The 22,764-nt window shown below is 37.0% G+C and carries 20 protein-coding genes and 1 riboswitch; of the genes, 16 read left to right on the forward strand and 4 right to left on the reverse strand.

All coding sequences use genetic code 11. The features are described 5' to 3' along the window. Positions 1 to 29: 29 nt before the first annotated feature. Positions 30 to 2,924 carry an insulinase family protein gene (locus HMPREF9706_RS00800; protein WP_006907439.1) on the forward strand — a complete coding sequence of 965 codons (2,895 nt, stop codon included), beginning with the start codon at positions 30 to 32 and terminating at the stop codon, positions 2,922 to 2,924. A gap of 123 nt (positions 2,925 to 3,047) precedes the next feature. On the opposite strand, the gene HMPREF9706_RS00805 is transcribed toward HMPREF9706_RS00800, so the two are convergent. After that, entirely contained in the window at positions 3,048 to 4,004 is a 957-nt protein-coding gene (locus HMPREF9706_RS00805) for an NAD(P)-dependent oxidoreductase (RefSeq protein WP_006907440.1), read from the reverse strand. Positions 4,005 to 4,041: 37 nt separating this feature from the next. After that, on the reverse strand, positions 4,042 to 4,725 hold the full coding sequence (locus HMPREF9706_RS00810; RefSeq protein ID WP_006907441.1) for a histidine phosphatase family protein: 684 nt from the start codon (positions 4,723 to 4,725) through the stop codon (positions 4,042 to 4,044). Between the two features lie 159 nt (positions 4,726 to 4,884). Here HMPREF9706_RS00810 and HMPREF9706_RS00815 point away from each other — a divergent pair, with 159 nt between their 5' ends. From HMPREF9706_RS00815 to cuyB, 5 genes are read left to right on the forward strand one after another with little or no spacing between them, the layout of a single operon-like run. Next, complete coding sequence (locus HMPREF9706_RS00815; protein ID WP_006907442.1) at positions 4,885 to 5,853, forward strand: YihY/virulence factor BrkB family protein; 969 nt, start codon at positions 4,885 to 4,887, stop codon at positions 5,851 to 5,853. 18 nt (positions 5,854 to 5,871) lie between these two features. Continuing rightward, positions 5,872 to 7,059 carry an FtsW/RodA/SpoVE family cell cycle protein gene (locus HMPREF9706_RS00820; protein ID WP_006907443.1) on the forward strand — a complete coding sequence of 396 codons (1,188 nt, stop codon included), beginning with the start codon at positions 5,872 to 5,874 and terminating at the stop codon, positions 7,057 to 7,059. Positions 7,060 to 7,110: 51 nt separating this feature from the next. Further along, positions 7,111 to 9,018, forward strand: coding sequence for an asparagine synthase (glutamine-hydrolyzing) (gene asnB / locus HMPREF9706_RS00825; protein WP_006907444.1), 1,908 nt, complete (start codon positions 7,111 to 7,113; stop codon positions 9,016 to 9,018). 27 nt (positions 9,019 to 9,045) lie between these two features. Then, complete coding sequence (locus HMPREF9706_RS00830) at positions 9,046 to 10,221, forward strand: carboxylate--amine ligase (RefSeq protein ID WP_006907445.1); 1,176 nt, start codon at positions 9,046 to 9,048, stop codon at positions 10,219 to 10,221. 10 nt (positions 10,222 to 10,231) lie between these two features. Beyond that, on the forward strand, positions 10,232 to 10,930 hold the full coding sequence (gene cuyB, locus HMPREF9706_RS00835) for a cysteate racemase (RefSeq protein ID WP_006907446.1): 699 nt from the start codon (positions 10,232 to 10,234) through the stop codon (positions 10,928 to 10,930). 80 nt (positions 10,931 to 11,010) lie between these two features. Here the strand turns inward: cuyB and HMPREF9706_RS00840 are convergent, their stop codons facing one another. Then, positions 11,011 to 11,733, reverse strand: a complete 723-nt coding sequence (locus HMPREF9706_RS00840; protein WP_006907447.1) for a gamma-glutamyl-gamma-aminobutyrate hydrolase family protein — start codon at positions 11,731 to 11,733, stop codon at positions 11,011 to 11,013. Positions 11,734 to 11,832: 99 nt separating this feature from the next. Between HMPREF9706_RS00840 and holA the strand changes: the two genes are divergently transcribed. Further along, complete coding sequence (gene holA / locus HMPREF9706_RS00845; RefSeq protein ID WP_006907448.1) at positions 11,833 to 12,852, forward strand: DNA polymerase III subunit delta; 1,020 nt, start codon at positions 11,833 to 11,835, stop codon at positions 12,850 to 12,852. A gap of 74 nt (positions 12,853 to 12,926) precedes the next feature. Here the strand turns inward: holA and rpsT are convergent, their stop codons facing one another. Beyond that, positions 12,927 to 13,187 (reverse strand): 30S ribosomal protein S20, encoded by a 261-nt coding sequence (gene rpsT / locus HMPREF9706_RS00850; RefSeq protein ID WP_006907449.1) that lies wholly within the window; start codon positions 13,185 to 13,187, stop codon positions 12,927 to 12,929. A gap of 256 nt (positions 13,188 to 13,443) precedes the next feature. Here rpsT and uvrB point away from each other — a divergent pair, with 256 nt between their 5' ends. From uvrB to pnp, 9 genes are all read left to right on the forward strand, one after another. After that, the gene (uvrB, locus tag HMPREF9706_RS00855) at positions 13,444 to 15,441 is read left to right on the forward strand and encodes an excinuclease ABC subunit UvrB (RefSeq protein ID WP_006907450.1); all 1,998 of its coding nucleotides are present in this window, start codon (positions 13,444 to 13,446) and stop codon (positions 15,439 to 15,441) included. A gap of 59 nt (positions 15,442 to 15,500) precedes the next feature. After that, positions 15,501 to 15,593: riboswitch (THF riboswitch) on the forward strand. A 70-nt stretch (positions 15,594 to 15,663) separates the two neighbouring features. Further along, entirely contained in the window at positions 15,664 to 16,653 is a 990-nt protein-coding gene (gene folP / locus HMPREF9706_RS00860) for a dihydropteroate synthase (RefSeq protein ID WP_006907451.1), read from the forward strand. Positions 16,654 to 16,663: 10 nt separating this feature from the next. Beyond that, positions 16,664 to 17,014, forward strand: coding sequence for a dihydroneopterin aldolase (folB, locus tag HMPREF9706_RS00865; protein ID WP_006907452.1), 351 nt, complete (start codon positions 16,664 to 16,666; stop codon positions 17,012 to 17,014). 5 nt (positions 17,015 to 17,019) lie between these two features. Beyond that, complete coding sequence (gene folK / locus HMPREF9706_RS00870; RefSeq protein ID WP_006907453.1) at positions 17,020 to 17,502, forward strand: 2-amino-4-hydroxy-6-hydroxymethyldihydropteridine diphosphokinase; 483 nt, start codon at positions 17,020 to 17,022, stop codon at positions 17,500 to 17,502. A gap of 2 nt (positions 17,503 to 17,504) precedes the next feature. After that, positions 17,505 to 18,083 carry a GTP cyclohydrolase I FolE gene (gene folE, locus HMPREF9706_RS00875; protein WP_006907454.1) on the forward strand — a complete coding sequence of 193 codons (579 nt, stop codon included), beginning with the start codon at positions 17,505 to 17,507 and terminating at the stop codon, positions 18,081 to 18,083. A gap of 1 nt (position 18,084) precedes the next feature. Next, positions 18,085 to 19,365: a bifunctional folylpolyglutamate synthase/dihydrofolate synthase gene (locus tag HMPREF9706_RS00880; RefSeq protein ID WP_006907455.1), complete on the forward strand. Its 1,281-nt coding sequence runs from the start codon at positions 18,085 to 18,087 to the stop codon at positions 19,363 to 19,365. After that, entirely contained in the window at positions 19,358 to 19,918 is a 561-nt protein-coding gene (locus HMPREF9706_RS00885; protein WP_006907456.1) for an NUDIX hydrolase, read from the forward strand. The genes HMPREF9706_RS00880 and HMPREF9706_RS00885 overlap by 8 nt, the downstream gene beginning before the upstream one ends. Positions 19,919 to 20,047: 129 nt before the next feature. Then, the gene (gene rpsO / locus HMPREF9706_RS00890) at positions 20,048 to 20,317 is read left to right on the forward strand and encodes a 30S ribosomal protein S15 (RefSeq protein WP_006907457.1); all 270 of its coding nucleotides are present in this window, start codon (positions 20,048 to 20,050) and stop codon (positions 20,315 to 20,317) included. A 219-nt stretch (positions 20,318 to 20,536) separates the two neighbouring features. Further along, a complete protein-coding gene (pnp, locus tag HMPREF9706_RS00895; protein ID WP_006907458.1) occupies positions 20,537 to 22,651 on the forward strand; it encodes a polyribonucleotide nucleotidyltransferase in 2,115 nt (704 codons plus the stop codon). Positions 22,652 to 22,764: the final 113 nt, after the last annotated feature.

Here is a 22,764-nt window from a genome sequence, read left to right on the forward strand (position 1 = left end):
TAATTATTCAAAGATTTGGGAGGCAGAGTATGACTTTTAGTTTAATCGACCAACATTATTTGATAGATCTTGATTGTCAAGGTTATCTATATGAGCATCAAGAAACAGGTGCTCAAGTGTTTTATATAAAAAATGATGATCCTAATAAAGCGTTTACCATTGGATTTAAGACACCACCTTATTCGGATAATGGGATCTGTCATATTATTGAACATTCAGTGCTAAATGGATCTGTTAAATATCCAAGTAAAGAGCCATTTGTTGAATTAATCAAGGGATCATTGAATACTTTTGTGAATGCCATGACCTTTGACGATAAAACAATTTATCCGGTTGCTTCAACTAATGAAGCGGATTTTAAGAATTTAATCTCTGTGTATTTAGATGCGGTATTTGAACCGAATTTCCGAACAGATCCTCAAGTATTAGCTCAAGAAGGATGGCATTATCATTTAGAATCAGCAGAAGACAATTTGATTTATAAAGGAGTTGTCTTCAATGAAATGAAAGGAGCTTTGGCTTCAGCTGAAGTGCAATTAAATCGTAAGATTAATCAAGCATTGTATCCTAATACAATTTATGCTTTTGAGTCTGGTGGAACTCCAGCAGCGATTCCTAGTTTAACGCAAGAAGAATTTGTTGATTTTCATAAAAAATATTATCATCCAAGTAATTCATTAACAATGTTATATGGAGATTTAAATTTAGAGCAAACTCTTGACTTGCTTGGGGAGTATTTTGATCGTTATGAAAAACAGTCTGAAAAGGTTGATTTACGAATTAAACTGGCTGATCAATCGGTCAAAGAAGTGGTTAGTGATTATTCAATCGCTGGGAAAGATGATCCACAAAATAAGGATTATCTTTCCTTAGCTTGGCATGTTAGTCAAGCTGAGGATGTTATAGAGTTGGCGACCTTGGAAGTCTTGGAACAAATTCTTTTAGGCAATCAAGAGGCCCCATTGAAAAAAGCCTTATTAGATTCCGGATTAGTAGGTGATGTGATAGGGGGGCTAGATTTTTCTGGATATGTTCAATCATTCTCTGTAACAGGAAAATATGCTAAAGCCGAAAATATGCCTGCCTTTAAAGAATTAGTTTATAAAGTTTTATCTGATTTAGTGATTCAAAAAATTGATCCTGAGTTGATTGAGGCAGCTTTAAACCGTTTTGACTTCTTTATTAAAGAAAGAGCTATTTCCGAGTCTAATCCAAGAGGGGTAATTTATGCCATTTCAAGTTTCCAAACTTGGTTATATGGCCAATCCCCTTACAGTGTTTTTGAATCGAGTCTACTCTTAGAAGAAATTCGTCAAAAAGCTAAAGAAGGTTATCTTGAAGCATTTATTCAGGAAAAATTTTTAAACAATTCACACCGAGTTGAAGTTATTTTGAATGCGAATCCAGGTAAAAGTGATCGTGAAGAAGAGGAAGTTTTTCAAAAATTACAAGACTATAAAGCTTCACTCACCAAAGATCAGATCCAAGAACTTGTGGCAAATACCCAGTCCTTAATTGAACGGCAAGCAAGCCCTGACAAGCCCGAGGATCTATTAAAAATTCCAACATTGACTAAAGAGGACTTATCTACCAGCGTTCAAGAAACACCCTTAAAAAGGAGTTCGATAGCTTTTGGCCAGTCAAGTTATCAGGTAGATCTATATACGGCGGGAATTGATTATCTTACATATTTTTGGGACTTATCAGATTTAGACTTGGACTTTTATAGTGACTTGTCATTCTTAGCGAGTTTATTGACTCAATTATCAACTAAGAATTATTCAACTTCAGAATTACGTAAACAGATTGATATTTATACCGGAGGTATTAGTGCTGGGTTACGAGTTTATCAAGATGAAAACGGTCGTCCACTGCCTTATTTTACTTTACAAGCGAAAGGGCTTAAGATTTATCGTCAATATTTGATCGATTTAATGAGTGAAGTAATGTTGACTAGCGTAATTGAAGATAAAAATCAGCTTTTAAAAGTAATTAATCAATCTATTTCGCGTTTCCAAATGACGATCAATTATCAAGCGAACGCTCTGGCCTTAAATCGAGCACTGAGTCAATTTCATCCTGTTAAAAAATTGCAAGAAGCCATAGCTGGAATTGATTATTACAATTATTTAAAGAATCTAAAGACTCAGCTTGAGGGCAAAGATTGGCGAAAGGTTATTGAACGTCTTCAGGATGTATACCTGCAACTACTGAATAAAGAGCGCTTTTCATATCTTTTCCTAGGGCCAGCTTCGGATCAAGAAGATATTGAAGGACAAATTGAAAAGTCTCTACAAAAAATTAAATCATTGGAGTTAGCTAATACTGTTAATTATCCTTGCGGGGAGTCATTAAACGAAGCTTTTGTCACTGCTCAAGATGTGAATTATGTCGCTTTAGCCTCTAAAACTCCTGATTCGAATGACTTTACAGGAGCCGATCATGTATTAGCTAATGAACTTAATTATGGATATTTATGGAACGAGGTACGTGTTAAGGGAGGCGCCTATGGGGCAGGATTCCAAGATAATCGATTTGGTCAAATTGGATTTTATTCATACCGAGATCCTAATATTGAAAGAACCTTAGCTATTTATAAAGCAACTCCCGATTATGTAGCTAATTTGAACCTCTCGCAAGAAGCTTTATTAAAGGATATTATTGGAACAATTTCACAATTAGAAGCACCAAAGTCACCGATAGACCGTGCATACTCAGCTTTAGCACTCGCTTTATCTGGACGTGACTGGGAGGATTTACGTCAACTTAAGAAGGAAATTATTAATTGTCAACTAGAAGATCTTAAAAGCTTATACAATTCTCTAAACACCAGTCTAAAAGAGGCTAGAACCGTTGTTATTGGAAATGATCCAGCTATTCATGCGTCCAAGGATCATTTTGACGTAATTAGAAATCTCTACTAAAATAATAAATATTTGATGTAGGACATGGAAAAGCGAAAAGTTAAGGAAAAGCCATACTTTAACTATTATAATTAAGAGGACCTTGCCAAATGCATTAGCATATTGACAAGGTCCTTTTGATAATTAAACGAGGTTTTGTGGTTCGCCATCTAGGAAGGATTTCAAATTATTGAAGACAATTTGGGCACGTTTATTCATTGCTTCTTGGGTTAGGTAGCCGATATGAGGGGTGAGCAATAAGTTAGCAGGTTTAAAATAAGGGTGATCATTATTAAGAGGGGGTTCTTGATCAAAGACATCAATAGCTGCACCAGCAATTTGGCCTTGATCTAATGCCTGGCAAAGAGCCGTTTGGTCGATTATTGGACCTCTTGCTGCGTTTATTAATATGGCAGAAGTTTTCATCTGTTGCAATGCTTGCTGATTAATCAGATGGTGAGTGTCATCCGTCAATGGAAGGTGTAATGTCACAATATCAGCCTGGCTTAACACGTCATCAAGCGATAAGTATTGAATGGGGAGGGCTTGTTTTAGATTTTCGTTTTCCGATTGATCATAGGCGATAAGTTTAGCTCCAAGTGCGTGGAATAGTTCAGCTGTTTGACTGCCGATCTTTCCAGTTCCTAAGATAGCTACTGTTTTCCCCTTGATTTCTTGTCCCATGATAGGCCCAGAAAAGGTATGCCCTTGGCGAATCATTTGATTTTGTTTTGAGATGTTTCGATAGAGATCTAGCGTTAAACCTATGACTAATTCGCTGACTGCAGTATTAGAATAGCCAGAAGCGTTTGATAGTAGAATATTTTTCTTTTTGGCAGATTGAACAGCGACATGATCCACACCAGTAAACGCAATATTTAGATATTGACAGTTGTCTAAGTCACCAACAACTTCTTCACTAAAAGGATGGTTGGCAAGCAAAACAATGTCTGCATCATGGGTTCGTCTAATCAATTCTGAATCATTATCACTAACTGTATCATAGCAGATAAATTCATGTCCTTGATCCAAATAAGGCTGAATTAGTTGATCTAGATACTCTGGGGCAATTGATAAAGGTTCTGTTAAAACTATTTTCATTATTATTCTCCTCGGTTATCTGATCATTTATTATTTATTAATGTGTATGAACAAAATGGTTGACTTGGTTTATTGCTTTTAATCGAAATTGACCGTCAATATATTCGACGATTGATATGGATGCATTTTTTAAAGGTTCTCCGACTTCATAGTCAGCTACTAAACCATGAATAAGATTTCGAATAGTCCATCCGTGACTCACCACTAAGATATTTTGGTTGGTACCAGCATGTTTATTAAGTAGAATTAATAAGCCTGACTCAACTCGGCGCCAAAATTCAACATAGTTTTCAGCGGTATGACTGGGATCGAGGTGTTTTATCATTCGTAAGATTTGTGGACTATCATAAGGAAGTACAAAGGACTCCTTAGATGGGCTATCTTGATGGAATGCTTCATTGAGATCGTTAAATAATTTACTGGAAGGCAGCCCTTCATAGGAACCAAAATTTACTTCCCGTAATTCTTGCATGGGTTTCATTTGATAGTCATCACGGTAGTGATTGACAGAAAGGAAGTATTCAGCTGTTTCAATTGCTCTTTTGGAGTCGCTTGTATAAACGGCATCAAAATGCAGGTCAGAAAAACCACGACCTGAGGCAAGTGCGTCTTCAATTCCTTGGGGTGTTAATTCAGCGTTGGACCAGCCTTGGACTCGGTTTTCTCGATTGAAAAAGGTTTCAGCATGGCGCATAAAATAAAAAGTGACACCTTTTGACATGTTAAACCTCCTACTTATTTTTTCATATATTATTATAGTGTTTTTCAGATGGCTTGTCTAAAAAAGGAAGAAATATTTATGAATAAGGAGAATCCAGTGCATTTTATTCATGACTGTGTTAATCTTAAGGAGTTAATGATTAAAGGAGAGTCTTAATTGATGCGTCAAAAAACAAAGATGGATCCATTGAAGAAATTCATATATGTACTTCGCTTAAATTCTGGACAAGGTCATTTGACTTCTTATGCTGCTGAACTTACTTTTTATATTCTATTAGCCATCATTCCGTTACTTTTGGTTTTTACCAATGTTCTGGCATTACTACCAACCAATCCTCAAGAAGTGGCAGTGACACTTAAAAATATACTACCAAGTGAAGTGGCACAAGTTGTGATACCTATTGTGGTATCCTACTTAAATCATACTTCAACGGGGGCGTTTTCTTTAGGGTTGGTCTTTTCTTTATGGCCAGCATCTCAAGTTTTTAATACTTTACAGAGAGTGTTTCATCGAATTTATAAGATTGAAAGATCTAAGAACTTTATGTTTCAACGTTTATTTGCCTATCTATTTACCTGGTTAATTGTGATGGTCGCCTTAATTACTTCCTTCATTTTTATGTTTGGTGAATATTTAATTACACAATTGAATCAGTATCTTTTAATCAATTTGAATATAGTCATAACGCTTATTCAACAAGGATGGTTTTTAGCAAGCTTAGTCTTGTTTATTTGTTTAGTTTTGTTATATACTTATTTACCGAATAATCATCGTCGATGGGTCGATTCAATCCCAGGAGCTGTTCTGGCAATGATAGGTTTTACTTTAATTAGCCGACTGTTTGATCTATATATCAATCACTTTAATCCTTCTGCATCGTCTAATACTGCTTTAGGTGTAGGGATTGTTATTTTGATGTGGCTCTATTTTAATGGGATTGTATTACTTGCTGGAGCCTATGTGAATGTATTAGTTTTTGATTTCAAACATATATCGTCGGATGAATTGTTGTATCGAGTGAAGCAACAAAAGAAATTTCAAGTTCATTCGATAGACTTTGATCCTCAATGGCAGTACCGGCCCTACTTAACCGGAAAATTGACGCCCTGTGATAAGAAAGAATTTTAACTCTAAAGGAGAGACGCTATGAATCTGAAAAAACGTCTAGCTAATTATCATGATAATCGAATTGACTATGGGATTATATTAACCGTCTTAATAATTTGTCTAATTGGGCTAGTTGTTGTTTATTCGACAACAGCGATTATTCAAAATCAAGGATTAGGCCCTACTCTGCAGCAAGCGCTATGGTATTCTGTGGGAGCCTTAGTGGTGATTGCTGTGATGCAATTTGACAGTGAACAATATTGGAAATTATCGAACTATTTGTATGCTTTAGGGCTTATATTGTTAGTACTGGTATTCTTCTTTCATGATCGATCAACTGCGGCTGAGACAGGGGCTAAGTCTTGGTTTTCGGTAGGACCTTTCTCATTCCAGCCCTCCGAAGTGATGAAGCCAGCTTTAATAATTTTTCTCGCAAAAATTATTACTAATCATAATAGTCTTTTTTCTCAACGAACAATTCGATCAGACTTTCAATTAATAGGAAAGCTCTTATTAGCTACAGCGCCAGTATTGATTTTAGTTCAAATGCAAAACGACTTAGGGACCAACTTGGTTATGTTATCAATTTTAGCAGGGATGATTTTGTTATCGGGAATTTCTTGGAAAATTCTCGTCCCTAGCTTTTTAATGGCTAGTATAGTAGGAGGAGGTTTAATTGCCCTTGCGGTTTTCTTCCCGGAGTTACTATTTAAGTTAGGTTTTAAACCGTATCAGCTAAGTCGGATTACAACATGGATTAGACCTTTTCAGGATACTTCAGGTGAAGGGTATCAGTTAGTTCAGTCCCTTTTATCGATAGGCTCGGGACAATTAAGTGGTAAAGGATTTGGGGTATCTAATGTTCCGGTCCCTGTTAGAGAATCAGACTTTATCTTTACAACGATCGGTGAAAACTTTGGATTTGTAGGATCTTCTTTCATTTTGGTAATGTATTTTATCTTGATTTACCAAATGGTTCAAACTTGTTTTGAAACGCAAAATGAATATTATACCTATATTGCTTCAGGCGTTATTTCAATGATATTGTTTCACGTTCTAGAAAATGTGGGAATGACGATTGGACTATTACCGATTACAGGGGTTCCGCTGCCTTTTATTTCTCAAGGGGGTTCAGCAATTATTTCAAATATGATCGGTGTAGGTTTAATTTTGTCGATGCGTTATCATCATCGTTCCTATCTTTTTGCCAAAGAGGATCATTTTTAGAATATATTGCTAAATGATGAGTGCCGTTTATACTGGAAGGAGTTTTTATTGATGTGTGGTTTTTGTGGAATTGTTAATCAAACAAAATTGGAACTGGAATCAGAAGTACTAGAGAATATGTTGGACCGTATCCAACACCGTGGACCTGATTCAGCGGGTTATTTTAGAGATGACTATTGTCAATTAGGCTTTCGCCGCTTAGCAATTATCGATCTTTCCCAAGCAGGGAATCAGCCCTTTTATTCACAAGACGAGCGCTATGTTATGGTCTTTAATGGTGAAATTTATAATTATCATGATATTAAAGAAGACTTGCTAGCAAAAGGGTATGAATTTATATCGACAACCGATTCAGAAGTTATCATTCGTGGTTTTGAAGAATGGGGATCTCAAGTTTTTGCTCGTTTAAGGGGTATGTTTGCTATTGCTATTTGGGACCGTCAAGAGAGGACATTATCATTAGCAAGAGATCAATTTGGTATAAAACCTTTATACTATACAAAAAATACTCAGGATCACTCTATATTGTTTGCTTCAGAGATAAAATCCTTTTTAGACTATCCTTTATTTATTGAAAGCCTAAATCAAGATGCATTGCGACCATATCTTATGTTCCAATATAATCCCATGAATGAAACATTCTTTAAAGGGGTATATCATATACCTCAAGGATCATATCTGAAGTTCAAAGATGGTGAATTGGTTGAGCAATTCCGTTTTGCTGAAGTCGACTTTAGAGATGAATATGAAGATCAATCAAGAAGTCAAGAGGAGACCAAAACAGCTATTAAAGATGCGCTCATCGAATCGATTGATTATCATAAAATTGCTGATGTGCCAGTTGGGAGTTTTCTTTCTGGTGGAGTTGATTCCAGTCTAATTACGAGTCTATGTAATCCTGTGAAAACCTACTCCGTTGGCTTTGAAAATCCTGATAATTCTAAATTGAGAGATCCTCAATTTGATGAAACGGCCTTTTCAGCACAATTATCAGAACATTTATCAATTGAGAACGCCTCATATTATGTGTCAAGTCAAGAAGCACTTGAAGCATTGCCTGAAATTCTTTACCATTTGGATGAACCAGATGCGAATTATTCTTGTATTCCATTATGGTTTCTAAATAAATTAGCAGCTCAAGATGTTCGAGTCGTCTTATCAGGAGAAGGAGCAGATGAACTTTTCGCAGGGTATACATGGTATAAACCTTCAAAAATGGAAGAAAAAGTAATGCGGCATCTTCCAAAATCTCTTCGTAAAGGTCTAGTACCATATGCTGACAAGAAAGGTCAAATCGGACGAATCGGCCAGATGGCTAAGCGCAGTTTGATGGATGTTTCTCATAAATTTATGGGGCAATCAAAGGTCTTTGAAGAAAATGATGTTAATGAGGTTCTACAAGCAAGTTATCGAAAAGAAGAAACACCTTATGACTTATTATCGGCTTATTATGAAGAGTTTAGGGGTCAAAGTGATCTAAATCAAATGCAATCCTTAGACTTAAGAGTTTGGAATCCGCATGATATTCTTCAAAAGGCGGATAAAATGTCGATGGCTCATTCGTTAGAATTAAGGACGCCGTTTTTAGATAAGGAAATGTATCATTTAGCGCGCACTTTAAAGAATTCGGAACGGGTTAATTATGAGACAACCAAGGTCGCTTTGCGTCAAGTAGCCCAGGATGTTTTACCAGAGGAGTGGGCTAAACGACCCAAATTAGGATTCCCCACACCAGTTAGAAAGTGGATGCAGGAAAGTAATTGGTATCATGAGATGGAAGAACGTTTCACCTCGGAAACAGCCCAGGAATTTTTTGAGGTGGGCACGCTATTGAACTTATTAAAAGAACATCAAGAAGGAAAAGCAGACCATGGACATAAATTGTATGTTTGTTATGCATTTTTAGTTTGGTATCAACGATTCTTTGAGCAAACTTACCCATGCATTCAGGAAATATAAGAGCTACAGATTAAAGGAGGTAAGGGGATGGCTAATCATAAGGCCTTAGTTTTAGGAGGAAATTATTATATTGGTTTGAGTATAGTACGGTGTTTAGGTAAAAAGGGGGTATCTGTTACTCTCTATGACTACGATGAAAGCCGAGCTTTTGCGATGCATTCACGTTATGTACAAGAAAAGTTAATCGGACCAGATTATAATAAAGATCCTGAAGCGATGCTCAATTTTTTAGTAGATTATGGGAAACAACAAAGCGAAAAACCTGTTCTTTTTCCAACAACTGACACCTTAGCTTTATATATTGATCGCTACATGGATATATTGAAAGACTATTATTTAATTACCATGACTGAGCAAGGATTATGGCAAAGGGTGATTGATAAGGATCAATTATATCGATTAGCTGAAAGGCATCGGATGCCTTATCCAATCACTTTGTCTGCTCAAGACCCTGAATTATTGGATAAGTTGCATGCTAACTTAGCTTATCCAGTTATTTTAAAACCTGTTGATTCGATGGGCTTTGTTTCGCGTTTTAGAACAAAATTGTTTATTATTCATTCAGATGAAGAACTCATGCAAAAAATTCAAATGACACAAAATGCAGGCTATGAAATGGTAGTCCAGCGATTCATACAAGGTTTTGATGACCATATGTATACCTTTGATGCTTATTTGGATCAAAATTCTAAAGTGACTCATTGGATGACTGGCCATAAATTACGACAATTTCCGATCAATTTTGGCGCATCGACTTATATTCGGCAAGAATATGTTCCTCGTTTGGCAGAGTTAGGCATTCCATTTCTTCAATCAATTGGATTTAAGGGCTTTGCTGAAATTGAATTTAAGAAAGATGCTCAAACGGGTGAGTTTTTCTTAATTGAGATTAATGCACGGACTACCAATTTTAATGCGATGATTGAAAAGGTCGGGATTAACATGCCCTATTTAGCCTACCTTGAGTTAACCGGGCATGGAATTGGACAAAAAGTAATTGATTATGATAGTCATATTTATTTTCAATATTTAAAAGAAGATTTAGTTGCGATGAGAGATTATTACCGAACTGGCCAACTAAGTTTAACAACTATGATTAAAAGCTTATTTAATCGAAAAGTTGGAGCTATTTGGTCTTGGTCTGATCCATTGCCTGGATTTGCCTACTGTTACCAACTAATCGCTCATCGTTTAAAAAAATAAGGAGGAAACTATGGCACGACAAACCGTTATTGGGGTTTTAGGTGGCATGGGCCCAGCTGCAACCGCTTCTTTCTTTCAAAACATTATTCAGCAGACGACAGATATTCATTGTGACCAAGATCATTTTAGGGTAGTTATAGATAGCCACCCACAAATTCCTGACCGTACGGAGGCAATTCTTCATAAAGGACCGAGCCCCTTGGATGCTTTAATGGAATCAGTTCAACTTTTAGAAAGAGCAGGCTGTGATTTGATCGCTATTCCATGTATGACATGTCATTATTATATAGATACCCTTCAAGCACAGTCTTCCGTTAAAATTTTAAATGCTTATCAAGTTTTAAACCGATTTCTCGAAAATAAATATCCAAGTATGGAAAAAGTTGGAGTCATGTGTACTGATGGCACACGAAAGATAGATCTTTTTTCACATCATCTTTCTAAACAGGTCATTTATCCAAATAGAGATTATCAAGAGAAAGTGATGGAGGCAATTTATGGCCCTGAAGGCATAAAAAATGGGCACGTGGGAACATACCCTAATCAATTATTAAAAGAAGCTGGTCATCATCTCATTGATGAAGGTGCACAGGCTATTATTGCAGGTTGTACTGAAATTGAATTAGCCACAGGACAAGCGGATTACTCGGTGGAATTTATTGATCCTATGAAGCTGTTAGTTGATTATATTGTTAAGAATTACCAGTAATTTTAAGAGTCATTCGGCCTTTTTACGAATAATAATAAACAAAATCCCTAAACTGATAAAAGTCTAGGGATTTTTATTGATTATTTTTGACAAGCTTCAATAAAACAATTAAAAATAGCTTGGGAGGCTGGTGAATAATTATATGTATATTCAGGATGCCACTGTAAACCTAATAGAAAAGGATGATCCCGATCTTCTAGCGCTTCAATCACTCGATCCTGTGACCAAGCGATTGCTTTCAAACTAGGTGCCAATTGCTTGATAATTTGGTGATGAACAGAGTTTACTCGAATATCATCGGATATTAAGGATTTAAGAAATGAATCCTCTGCAATGTTAATAGAATGGGTGGCATATTCCATCTCACTGCTTTGACAATGTTGTATTTGGATTGAGGGGTTTTGACTTAAATCTTGGTAGAGGTTACCACCAAAGGCAATATTAAGTAGTTGCATTCCTCGGCAGATTCCTAATATTGGTTTGTTGAGGGGATAAAATTGTCGGATGAGATTCATTTCATGTCGGTCTCTGGCTGGAAATATCGGCCCTAAGTTGGGATGAGGTTCCTCTTGGTAATAACTTGGATCAAGGTCATGACCACCACTTAGAATTAGGCCGTCCAGTCGTTGAGTAATTTCTTCTAGATTATCAATATTCAGTATAGGTATTGCGACTGGAATTCCTCCTGCTTTTTCGACCGCGGTCACTAAGTAGTGAGGAAGATAGGTAGCATCAAACGGCTGATAACGAGGATCATTATGAATCGAGGTGATAGAAGTAGTGATACCAATTAAAGGCTTCATAGTCTGTATCCTTTCGATTGAATTTGTTTGTTATTATAGCTAAAATGGATAGGATAGTAAATAATTGTAGTGTTGAAATGGTAAGATTAGGAGAAAAATATGGGTTATCAAGAAGCCATTCAAGCGATAAATCAAAATGATATTCAAGCAATTTATACTTTATTAGGTAAGGAATATTTCCTGATTCAGGAATTTCGTGAAACGTTGATGAAAAGTGTTGAGAGATATTATAGTGATTTAGATATATCTGTCCTTGACTATCGTGAAGTGACAATGGATCAGGTTTTAGATGAGGCTGAGAGTTTTTCCTTTTTAGCTGAATTAAGGTTAGTTATGGTGGAGGAGGCAGATTTTATTTCAACCAATCCTCAGAAAAAGCTGACAATCGCTGAAGAAAAAAGACTTCAAGCTTATTTAAAAGATCCTAACCCTGGGACCTGTTTATTGTTTTTGATGCCTTATGAAAAAGTTGATAAACGACGAAAATTGACTCAACAAATTCAAAAATATAGTCAATTTATTGAGGTCTTGGCTTTGGACGAAAGAGAGTTGAGACGATACTTAAAAGACTATATTAAAGCAGCTTCACTAAATGTTACAAAAGAAGCCTTTGAAGAATTATTGACACGTACTAATTTTCAATTGAGTCAGACCATGGCGGAAATTAAAAAATTAGAACAATATGCCAAAAATAATGAAACGATTAATTTAGAAGTTGTTAAAAATTTGGTAACGCGGAGTCTCGAGTCTAATATTTTTGAATTAACTGATGCCATTCTTCGACGGCATTTTGTGGAGGCTATCCAAATCTATCAAGATTTGATTTTGATGAAGAACGATCCTTTGGCTTTGCAAGCTTTAATTATTTCACAATTTCGATTAATTTTACAAGTGCAAATTCTTTATGAAGCTGGTCAAAATCAAGGAGAAATGGCTAAGAGTTTAAATGTACATCCTTATCGGGTTAAATTAGCCATGAATTATGCGACGTCAATGGATCGGCGAGTTTTAGAAAAGCTTTATCGTTCTTTAATTGAGGCTGATTTCTTTATTAAGACTGGAAAATCGCAAGCAGACACATCTTTTTATCTTATTTTAAGTCAATTAGCTCATTCTTGATGGGCATACTTAAAAAGGCCAAGGAGCAACGATGGTTGCCCTTGGCCTTGATTGTTTATTGAGTCGATTCAAGCTTATTTTGCTGAATTAACTAATTTTGCTAAACGTGATTTATCACGTGATGCTTTATTGTGATGGATTAAGCCTTTGTTAACTGCTGAATCAATGGCTTTAACCGCTGCATTGAATAAAGCTTGGCTATCACCTTCGCCAGTTTCAACTGCTTGGCGAACTTTTTTAATGGCAGTACGAAGAGCTGCTGTTTGTGAACGCTTGCGAGAATTCACACTTTCAGTTTGACGTACGCGCTTTAAGGCTGATTTAGTATTGGCCATTTATGGTCACCCCTTTTCCTATAGAATCGTCTAAGCTAAAACTTAGTCAACAGAAAACATTATACCGAAGTCATATTAAAGATGCAATCTTTTATTGCACAATTAGGCTCAAAAACCTAGATATATCAGTGTTACAAGTTTATTAATGAATATTAAGGCTAAAAATGAGTTTAAATGATTAAAGTGATTTATTTGACAATATTAGTCATCTTCATTAAATTTAGGAAGATGATGCCAATGAGGAGGCGTACAAAAGGTGTTAAATAATAAATTTAAAATTAAGGCCCCCTATAAACCTGCTGGAGATCAGCCTGAAGCCATTGCGCAACTGGTCCAAGGTTTGCATAGGGGAACTAAGGAACAAATACTATTGGGGGCAACAGGTACTGGTAAGACATTTACAATTGCGAATGTTATTCAGGAAGTTAATAAACCAACTTTGGTTTTAGCTCATAATAAAACCTTAGCCGGACAATTGTATTCAGAATTGTTGGAGTTTTTTCCAGAAAATGCCGTAGAGTATTTTGTTTCGTATTATGATTATTATCAACCAGAAGCTTATGTCCCTTCATCGGATACTTATATTGAGAAGGAGTCTTCAGTTAACGATGAGATTGATAAGTTACGACACTCCGCTTCATCTGCTTTATTAGAAAGAAATGATGTCATTGTGGTTGCTTCTGTTTCGTGTATCTATGGGTTAGTTGATCCTAAAGTTTATCGAGATCATGTGTTATCCTTACGACAGGGACAGGAAATCTCTCGTGAAGAAGTAATGACGCGACTAGTTGATATGCAATTTGTACGTAATGATATAGATTTCCAACGGGGAACTTTTCGAGCGAGAGGGGATGTTTTAGAAATTTTTTTAGCATCCCGTGATAAAGAGGTAATTCGGGTTGAATTTTTTGGAGATGAAATTGATCGTATTCGAGAAGTGGATGTTCTAACAGGAGAAGTAAAGAATGATGTTGCCCATTTTCCAGTATATCCCGCTACTCACTTCGTCGCTGATCAACCTCAAATTTTGCTGGCGGTTGATACCATCCGTCAAGAATTGGAAGAGCAATTGGATTTCTTACGTAAAGAAAATAAATTATTAGAAGCCCAACGCTTAGAGCAACGGACAAACTATGACATTGAAATGTTATTAGAGATGGGTTATTGTTCTGGAATTGAGAATTATTCTCGCCATATGGATGGTAGAAAACCGGGCCAAGCACCTTTTACCTTGCTTGATTTTTTTCCCGATGATTTTTTAATTGTGGTTGATGAGTCGCATATGACGATGCCGCAAATTCGTGGTATGTATAATGGAGACCGTGCACGTAAGCAGCAGTTAATTGATTTTGGTTTTCGTCTACCTTCTGCTTTAGATAATCGTCCTTTAAAGTTAAATGAGTTTGAAGAACATGTTCACCAAATTATTTATATTTCTGCGACACCAGGTCCTTATGAGATGGAAAGAGCTACTCTTCCAATGGCGCAGCAGATTATTCGACCTACTGGTTTACTGGATCCAATAGTAGAAGTTCGACCGATTAAAGGTCAAATTGATGATTTAGTCCATGAAATTAATCGAAGAGTCGACAAGAATGAAAGAGTATTTATTACAACTTTAACTAAGAAGATGTCAGAAGATTTAACAGAATATCTCAAAGAGATTGATATTAAAGTGAAGTATCTTCATTCGGATATTGCTACCCTAGAACGAACTGAGATTATTCGCGATCTTAGATTGGGAGTGTTCGATGTTTTAGTTGGAATTAATCTTTTGAGGGAAGGTATCGATGTTCCAGAAGTTTCTCTGGTGGCTATTTTAGATGCAGATAAGGAAGGTTTTTTAAGGTCTGAGAGAGCTTTGGTCCAAACCATTGGTCGAGCTGCGCGTAATGCCGATGGAACGGTTATCATGTATGCGGATTGTATTACAGAATCGATGAAAAATGCGATCGATGAGACAAAGCGTCGCCGTGAGATTCAAGAAGCTTATAATAAAAAGCATGGTATAACGCCGAAAACCATTAAAAAAGATATTCGTGATTTGATCCGTATTACAACGGATGTTAGTCATGAAGAAAAAGAAGAAAATACTTTGGCTAAATTCAAAAAGCTATCTCGTTTACAAAGACAGGAAGAGTTAGAGCGGATGACACTTCAAATGAAAACTTATGCCAAAGAGCTTAATTTTGAACAAGCAGCCTTGATGCGGGATGTCATTATGGAGCTAAAAGCTAAGTTTTCGATGAAATAAAATTCTTATAATAAGCATTGTAAAAAGAAATATATTCCACTACAATAGAGTGGAATTAGAACAGAGTAAATGATTAACGTTAAGTGCTTCCGGATGGGATGTTGCCGGTAGACGAAGTGGCTATCACGCGGTTGATCATTGCCTCCGCTGTTAATCCTTGCGGGGGCACCTTAGTTAATCTAAGGTGCTCTTTTTCTGATAATTTTTCTCAAGGAGCATATTATGGAAGTAAAGCAAGTAGTAAGAGATTTTCATTTTAACCAACGAAAGATTTGTCATGGGCAAGCTACTATCATTTGCGGCATTGTCAATGTAACTCCGGATTCATTTTCTGATGGAGGACAATGGTTTCAAACAGATAAAGCCATTAAAAGGGCAAAGTATTTGATTCAAGCAGGCTGTAAAATGATAGATATTGGTGGGGAATCGACCCGTCCGGGATCAAGCTATGTTGAAATTGATGAAGAGATTGCCCGCGTAGTACCTGTTATTAGGGCATTACGACAAGATTCAGATGTTATTATTTCAGTGGATACTTGGAAGGCAGAAGTTGCTAAGGCAGCGATTGAAGCCGGGGCAGATATAATTAATGATATTACTGGCTTATTAGGTGATCCAGCAATGGCTAATGTAATTAGTCAGTCCCAAGTAGGCTGCGTGGCCATGTTTAATCCTGTCATTGTTCGTCCAGAACATCCTTCAGCCAAAATTTTTCCTCATTTTGGCGCAGAAGGCATCTTTACTCATCAAGAACTACAAGCATTCAGTCAAATGGATGATTTAAGTTTAATGGAGGCTTATTTTGACAAAACCTTGGAAATAGCTCAAGCAGCAGGGATTTCTTTAAATCGACTCATGTTAGATCCAGGAATCGGTTTTGGATTAACTAAAAAGGAAAACTATCACCTTGTTCGTGAGTCGCAGCGTATTCACGATTGGGGATTTACTTGTTTTTTGGGTGTTTCAAGAAAACGATTTATTCAAAATACGTTAGCGGAAGCGGGTTTTGATACGGATCCAAGTAAGGAAGAAGGTTTTGCATTAAGAGATGAAGCGTCCGCAGCACTGACTGCTGTCGCATCTTATATGGGGATTGAAGTTGTGCGGGTTCATGTGGCTAAAGAACACGTCGTTGCTGGATTAATTGGCTCAAATATTCGTTTAGCGGATCAATTGGATGATATTAATTTTTCGGCCTATCAGAAGAAGTAAGGAGTTATGAATGTTTAAGATTAAATTAAATAATATGTTTTTTTATTCTCATATCGGGGTGTTTGAAGAAGAAAAAAAATTAGGTCAAAAGTTAGCGATCGATCTTTGTGTGACTATTAAGAACTCAGTGAAAGCTGACCAGTTAGATGAAACAGTTTCATATGCTCATTTTTATCAAATAATTGAAACATATATTCAAGAAACACGGGCAGATCTGATTGAAACGCTCGCCTTTGATATTGTACGCCTAATCAAGAATTCGAGCCCCGAAAAAATTGATTTGGTAAAGGTAAATGTTCGTAAACTACAATTACCAATCGAGGGTTTTATGGATAGTGCGGAAATTGAATTGGAGGCTTAAGATTGATGCATCAGGTTTATCTGAGTTTAGGGTCGAATATGGGGGACCGTATTCAGCAATTAAAAAGTGCACAGAAGTATTTAAAAATGCATAAGGAAATTAAAATCATTCATTCGTCCTCTTATTACCAAACTTCACCGGTTGGAGGAGTTGTTCAAGATGATTTTATTAATCAGGCATTGTTGATTGAAACTAGTTTATCGGCGTATTGCTTATTGGATTATATTCATGAAATCGAAGCCAAATTGCATCGTGAACGAATTGTGCGATGGGGACCAAGAACGGTAGACATTGATATCTTATTTTTCGATCATAAAAATCAGGAGGATCCTAAATTAATATTACCTCATCCCCAGATTTTCAACCGTTTATTTGTCCTTATTCCTTTAAGGGAAATTATGCAAGATGATTTTTATCAAAAAGATGCCGTTCTTGATGCCATTGAATTACTGGAAGCTCAGGGGCAGCAAAAAATAGAAAGAGTGTAAAAATGAAAGAAATGAATTTAAGTCGAGTGGAAGAACTAGTACGGGAAATTTTAATTGAGATTGGTGAAGATCCTGATCGTGATGGATTAATTGAAACACCTAAGCGTGTTGCTAAAGCTCTGGCAGAGACAACCGCTTCAACTCGTTTGACGGAATTTTCTGAGGGAAAGATGTTCCCGACTGAACATGAAGATGATGACCAATTTGTTTCGGTTAACAATATCCCTTTTTATTCGATGTGTGAACATCACATGCTTCCTTTTTTTGGCCAGGTTTCTGTAGCCTATCTACCGCAAGGTGGCAAAATTATTGGCCTTTCTAAAATTCCAAGATTGGTTGATTATGTATCAAAAAAATTGAATGTACAAGAGAATATTACCCGAGAAGTGGCGAATATTTTGATGGAAGTGACCAATGCCAGAGGAGTGGCAGTGATTGTTGATGCAAGACACATGTGCGTTGAAATGCGTGGTGTTAAGAAAATGAATTCGATCACTCGAACTTGTTATTATGTTGGAGAGTTTAAGGAAAATATACAACTTAGAAATGAGTTCTTACAATCCCTACCAAAGGTGAATTAAAATGGCAAGTGATTTTTCAAACAAAACCCCGGCTATGCTTTATGGTCAAGGGGATCGTTTAGCTCTTTTGAGGCGTTTACTAAATAGGCTAGGTAATCCTGATCAAGCCTATCGAATTATTCATATCGCCGGAACCAATGGAAAAGGATCGACCGCAAACATGATCGCTTGTATACTGGCTGAGTACGATCTTCGAGTGGGATTATTTACAAGCCCTCACTTATTTAGTGAGTGTGAGTCGATTCAAGTTAATCATAAAATGATTGATAAGACGGCTTTTGAACGTCTTTTGGATCAAGTATATCAAGCGGCCATCTTAGAAGGGCTGAATCCAGAAGTGGATCTATCGCAATTTGAGTTATCCTTTTTGGTTGCTACACTTTACTATGCTCATTTAGCTTGCGATTGGGTTGTTTTTGAATGTGGCATGGGAGGGGCATTGGATGCTACCAATGCGATTGCCTCTTCTGATTACGCTGTATTTACTAAAATTGGTTTGGATCATTTGAATATTCTGGGGCATAATCTTTCTGAAATTACCAGGACTAAATCTGGTATTATGCGACCGAACCAGACGGTCATTGTTGCTCCAAATCAAAAGCAAGAAGCGATCGATATTCTTCGGGAGAGGTCAGAACAGTTGGCTTGTCATTGGGTTTATTCCCCTAAGCCGCTAGCTGAGATTCAACCAGATAGACGGTATCTCGTACGTTTAGCGGATGATTGTACCCTGCAGGTTTCTTTAGGACTGCAGGGAGAGTATCAGGTAGAAAATCTTACGACAGCTTGTTTATGGTATCAAGCTTGGTTACAGGAGGAGGGCTTGATTGTCGATGAAAAGCGGGTTAACCACGCTCTTCGAGACCTTTCTTTGCCTGGAAGGTATGAAAGAGTAAGTCAAAGTCCACTGATTATTTTAGATGCCTGTCATAATATGGATGCAATGGAAGCAACGATTGATACCCTTAAACAAGAATTTAAAAATCAAAAGATATATATTATTTGTGGCTTTTTGAAAGATAAAGATGTTAATTCGATGGTTAAGGTTTTAAAAGAGTTAAAGGCTGATTTTATATTGACCCAACCAGATTTTCCAGGGAGGGCATTAGAGGTAGAAGATTTAGCTGTAATCTTTGACAAGGAAAGTGTTTCGACTTTGCAATTTAAAAACCCCTTGGAAGCAGTTAATTATGCCTTAAATGCAAAACTACAACCACTGATTATTCTGGGTTCTTTTCACTTAATTAAATGTGTACGATTGGAGCTGTTAAGTGATGCTTAAAAAAGAAGCATTAGCTTATATCAAACAATTGAAGACTCAAACTTATCCTTGGTTATCAAATAAAAAATTGAAGGAGATTGAAAGTCTTCTTTTACAAACAGCTAACGACCAGTTGGATGACCGATCTAGTAGCTTGCATTTAACAGCATCAGCATTTGTGTTTCTAGAGAATGCTGCATGTTTTATAGACCACCCTTATTTAAATCGTCGGTTGTTACCAGCTGGACATGTTGAAAAAGGTGAACAGCTTATTCAGACAGCTAAACGTGAATTTGAAGAGGAGACTGGCTTCAAAACTCTGTCTAAAGCGCCCGTGTTCTTATTGGATGTGAATTATCATTCAATACCAGCTAACCCTATAAAAAATGAGGGGGCCCATCATCACATAGATTTTCGATTTAATCTCTGCATGGATACAAATCGCTTTCAACAAGGAGAGTTAGGACTTCATCTTTTAAGACAAGAAGAAGCTCCGGAAGAATTTCAGCCTTATTTTTTGCTTCAAGATCTGAATCAAGCACAATTAATACTTGCATCAGAAAGCCACTTGTAGTAACATAATGAAGTGGTTCTAAGTTGCTGTAATATACCGACTATGAACTTTTGACCCAAGCTCAGTTTGGCGAATCACCAACGCCATACTTAGCTTGAGGCACAGACAAAATAGAAAGAGGTGAAAATGATGGCAATTTCTAAAGAACGTAAAAATGAAATTATGAAGGAATATGCTCGTCATGAAGGAGATACAGGTTCAGTTGAAGTTCAAGTAGCTGTCTTGACTGAAGATATCAATACTTTAAATGACCATATTAAGATTCATAAGAAAGACTTTCATTCATATCGTGGTCTGATGAAGAAGATCGGTCACCGTCGTAACTTGCTTGCTTATTTACGTAAAAAAGACGTTACACGTTACCGTGAATTAATTCAACGTTTAGGACTACGTCGCTAGTCATTGTTAAGGTGGTTGGGGTTGAGCCCCAACCATTTTTTTGTTGAAGAAATATGTTTTATTATTTAAGCAAATTCGCTTTTCAGGAAGAGTTTTGTTATATTACTAGTAGCTTGATTTACTCTCAACTACTAACCAAACATGAACTGATTGGCTACAGTGAGTTGATGTTTGTTTAGTGGTCGAGTAGACAGGTACATTATTTAAAGGAGTATATTTATGTCAAATAAACAAATTTTTCAAACGACTTGGGGGGGCCGTCCTTTAACTATTGAAGTTGGGCAAATGGCTAAACAAGCTAATGGAGCTGTCTTGGTTCGTTATGGCGATACGGCCGTTTTATCCGCAGCGGTTGCTTCAAAAAAAACATCTGGAATGGATTTCTTTCCTTTAACCGTACATTATATTGAAAAAATGTATGCTGTTGGGAAAGTTCCAGGTGGATTTCTTAAAAGAGAAGGTAGGCCATCGGATCATGCGACTCTAACGTCCCGCTTGATTGATCGTCCTATTCGTCCTTTATTTCCAGATGGAGTGCGTAATGAAATTCAAATAACCAATACAGTTTTATCTGTTGATCAAGATTGTTCACCGGAAATGGCTGCCATGTTAGGGTCATCCTTTGCTTTAACGTTATCAGATATTCCTTTCCTAGGTCCGATTGCTGGAGTTCAAGTGGGACGGATTGATGGTGAGTTTATCTTAAATCCTACACCGAGTCAGATGGAAAAATCCGACCTGGATTTATCAGTAGCTGGAACCGCCGAAGCCATTAATATGGTAGAGTCATCAGCAAAGGAATTAGATGAATCAACAATGTTAGAGGCTTTGCTATTTGGTCATCAAGCAATCCAAGAGTTATGCCAATTTCAAGTGGAAGTACAAGCAGTCATTGGTAAAGAAAAATTCGAATTTGATATTCGGCAAAAAGATGCTGCAATTTTATCAGAGGTACAAGAACAATACCAATCGAGAATGGTCGAAGCAATTCAAGTCCCTGAAAAACAAGCGCGTGAAGAAGCGGTTAATCAATTAAAAGAAGAGGCTATGGAATACTTTGAAGAAAAATTAGCAGATAACGAGGAGATCGAACTGCTATTAGCTGATGCTAGTTCAGCGATGAATGATTTGGAGAAGAAAGAAGTTCGTCGATTAATTACGCACGAACAAGTTAGACCAGATGGTCGTAAAATTGACGAGATCCGGCCGTTAGAATCAGAAGTGGGCCTTTTAAATCGAACCCATGGATCTGGTTTGTTTACGAGAGGACAGACCCAAGCACTTTCGGTTTTAACCCTTGCTCCTTTGAGCGAGCACCAAGTTATTGATGGACTTGGATTGGAAGAAGAGAAACGCTTCATGCATCATTATAATTTTCCAAACTTTTCTGTTGGGGAAACAGGTCGTGTCGGTTCTCCAGGACGTCGAGAAATAGGACACGGCGCCTTAGGAGAACGTGCATTAGCACAGGTATTACCAAGTGAAGCAGACTTCCCTTATACTATTCGTTTAGTAGCGGAGGTGCTTGAGTCCAATGGATCCTCATCGCAAGCTTCCATTTGTGCTGGAACTTTAGCTTTAATGGATGGTGGTGTGCCAATTAAAGCTCCAGTAGCAGGTATTGCAATGGGATTGATTATGGATGAAGTGGATCACGAAAAATATACGGTTTTAACAGATATTCAAGGGCTCGAAGATCATTTGGGGGATATGGATTTCAAAGTAGCCGGAACTAGCCAAGGAATTACAGCGCTCCAAATGGATATTAAAATCCAAGGGATTACTGCAGAGATACTTGAAAAAGCATTGTCGCAAGCGAAAAAAGCACGTTTGGAAATCCTTGAAAATATTCTCGCAACCATTGATAAGCCTAGACCAGAATTGAGTCCATATGCACCTAAGATTGAAATGATTCAGATTAACCCGGATAAGATTAAAGTAGTGATTGGTAAGGGCGGCGAAACCATCAATTCAATTATTGATCAAACAGGGGTTAAGATTGATATTACAGAAGAAGGTCTAGTTAGTGTTGCTTCAAGTGATCTAAGTATGATTAAAAAGGCTATTGAAATGATTGAACAATTAGTTGAAGAAGTCGAGGTAGGTAAAACTTATGAAGGAACCATCTTGAGAATTGAAAACTATGGAGCCTTTGTGGAGGTATTGCCTGGTAAGTCCGGTCTTTTACACATTTCGCAGATTGATCACCGCCGTATTGATAGGGTAGAAGATATCTTTGATATTGGTGATAAGGTAACGGTTAAAGTGATGGGGATTGATGACAAAGGGCGTATCGACTTATCCCGCAAGGCTTTGATGGCTAAGCCAGAATAGCTCGTTGAGTAAGTGAATGTTCTAAGAGTTCGATTCATTCTCCATGTGCTATGGGCTAAAAGACATTGAGGGGTTAATTTGGAATAGAAATAGTTGGTAAAGAAGAGGCTGTG

It is taken from the genome of Facklamia hominis CCUG 36813, from assembly GCF_000301035.1.
GTDB lineage: Bacteria > Bacillota > Bacilli > Lactobacillales > Aerococcaceae > Facklamia > Facklamia hominis.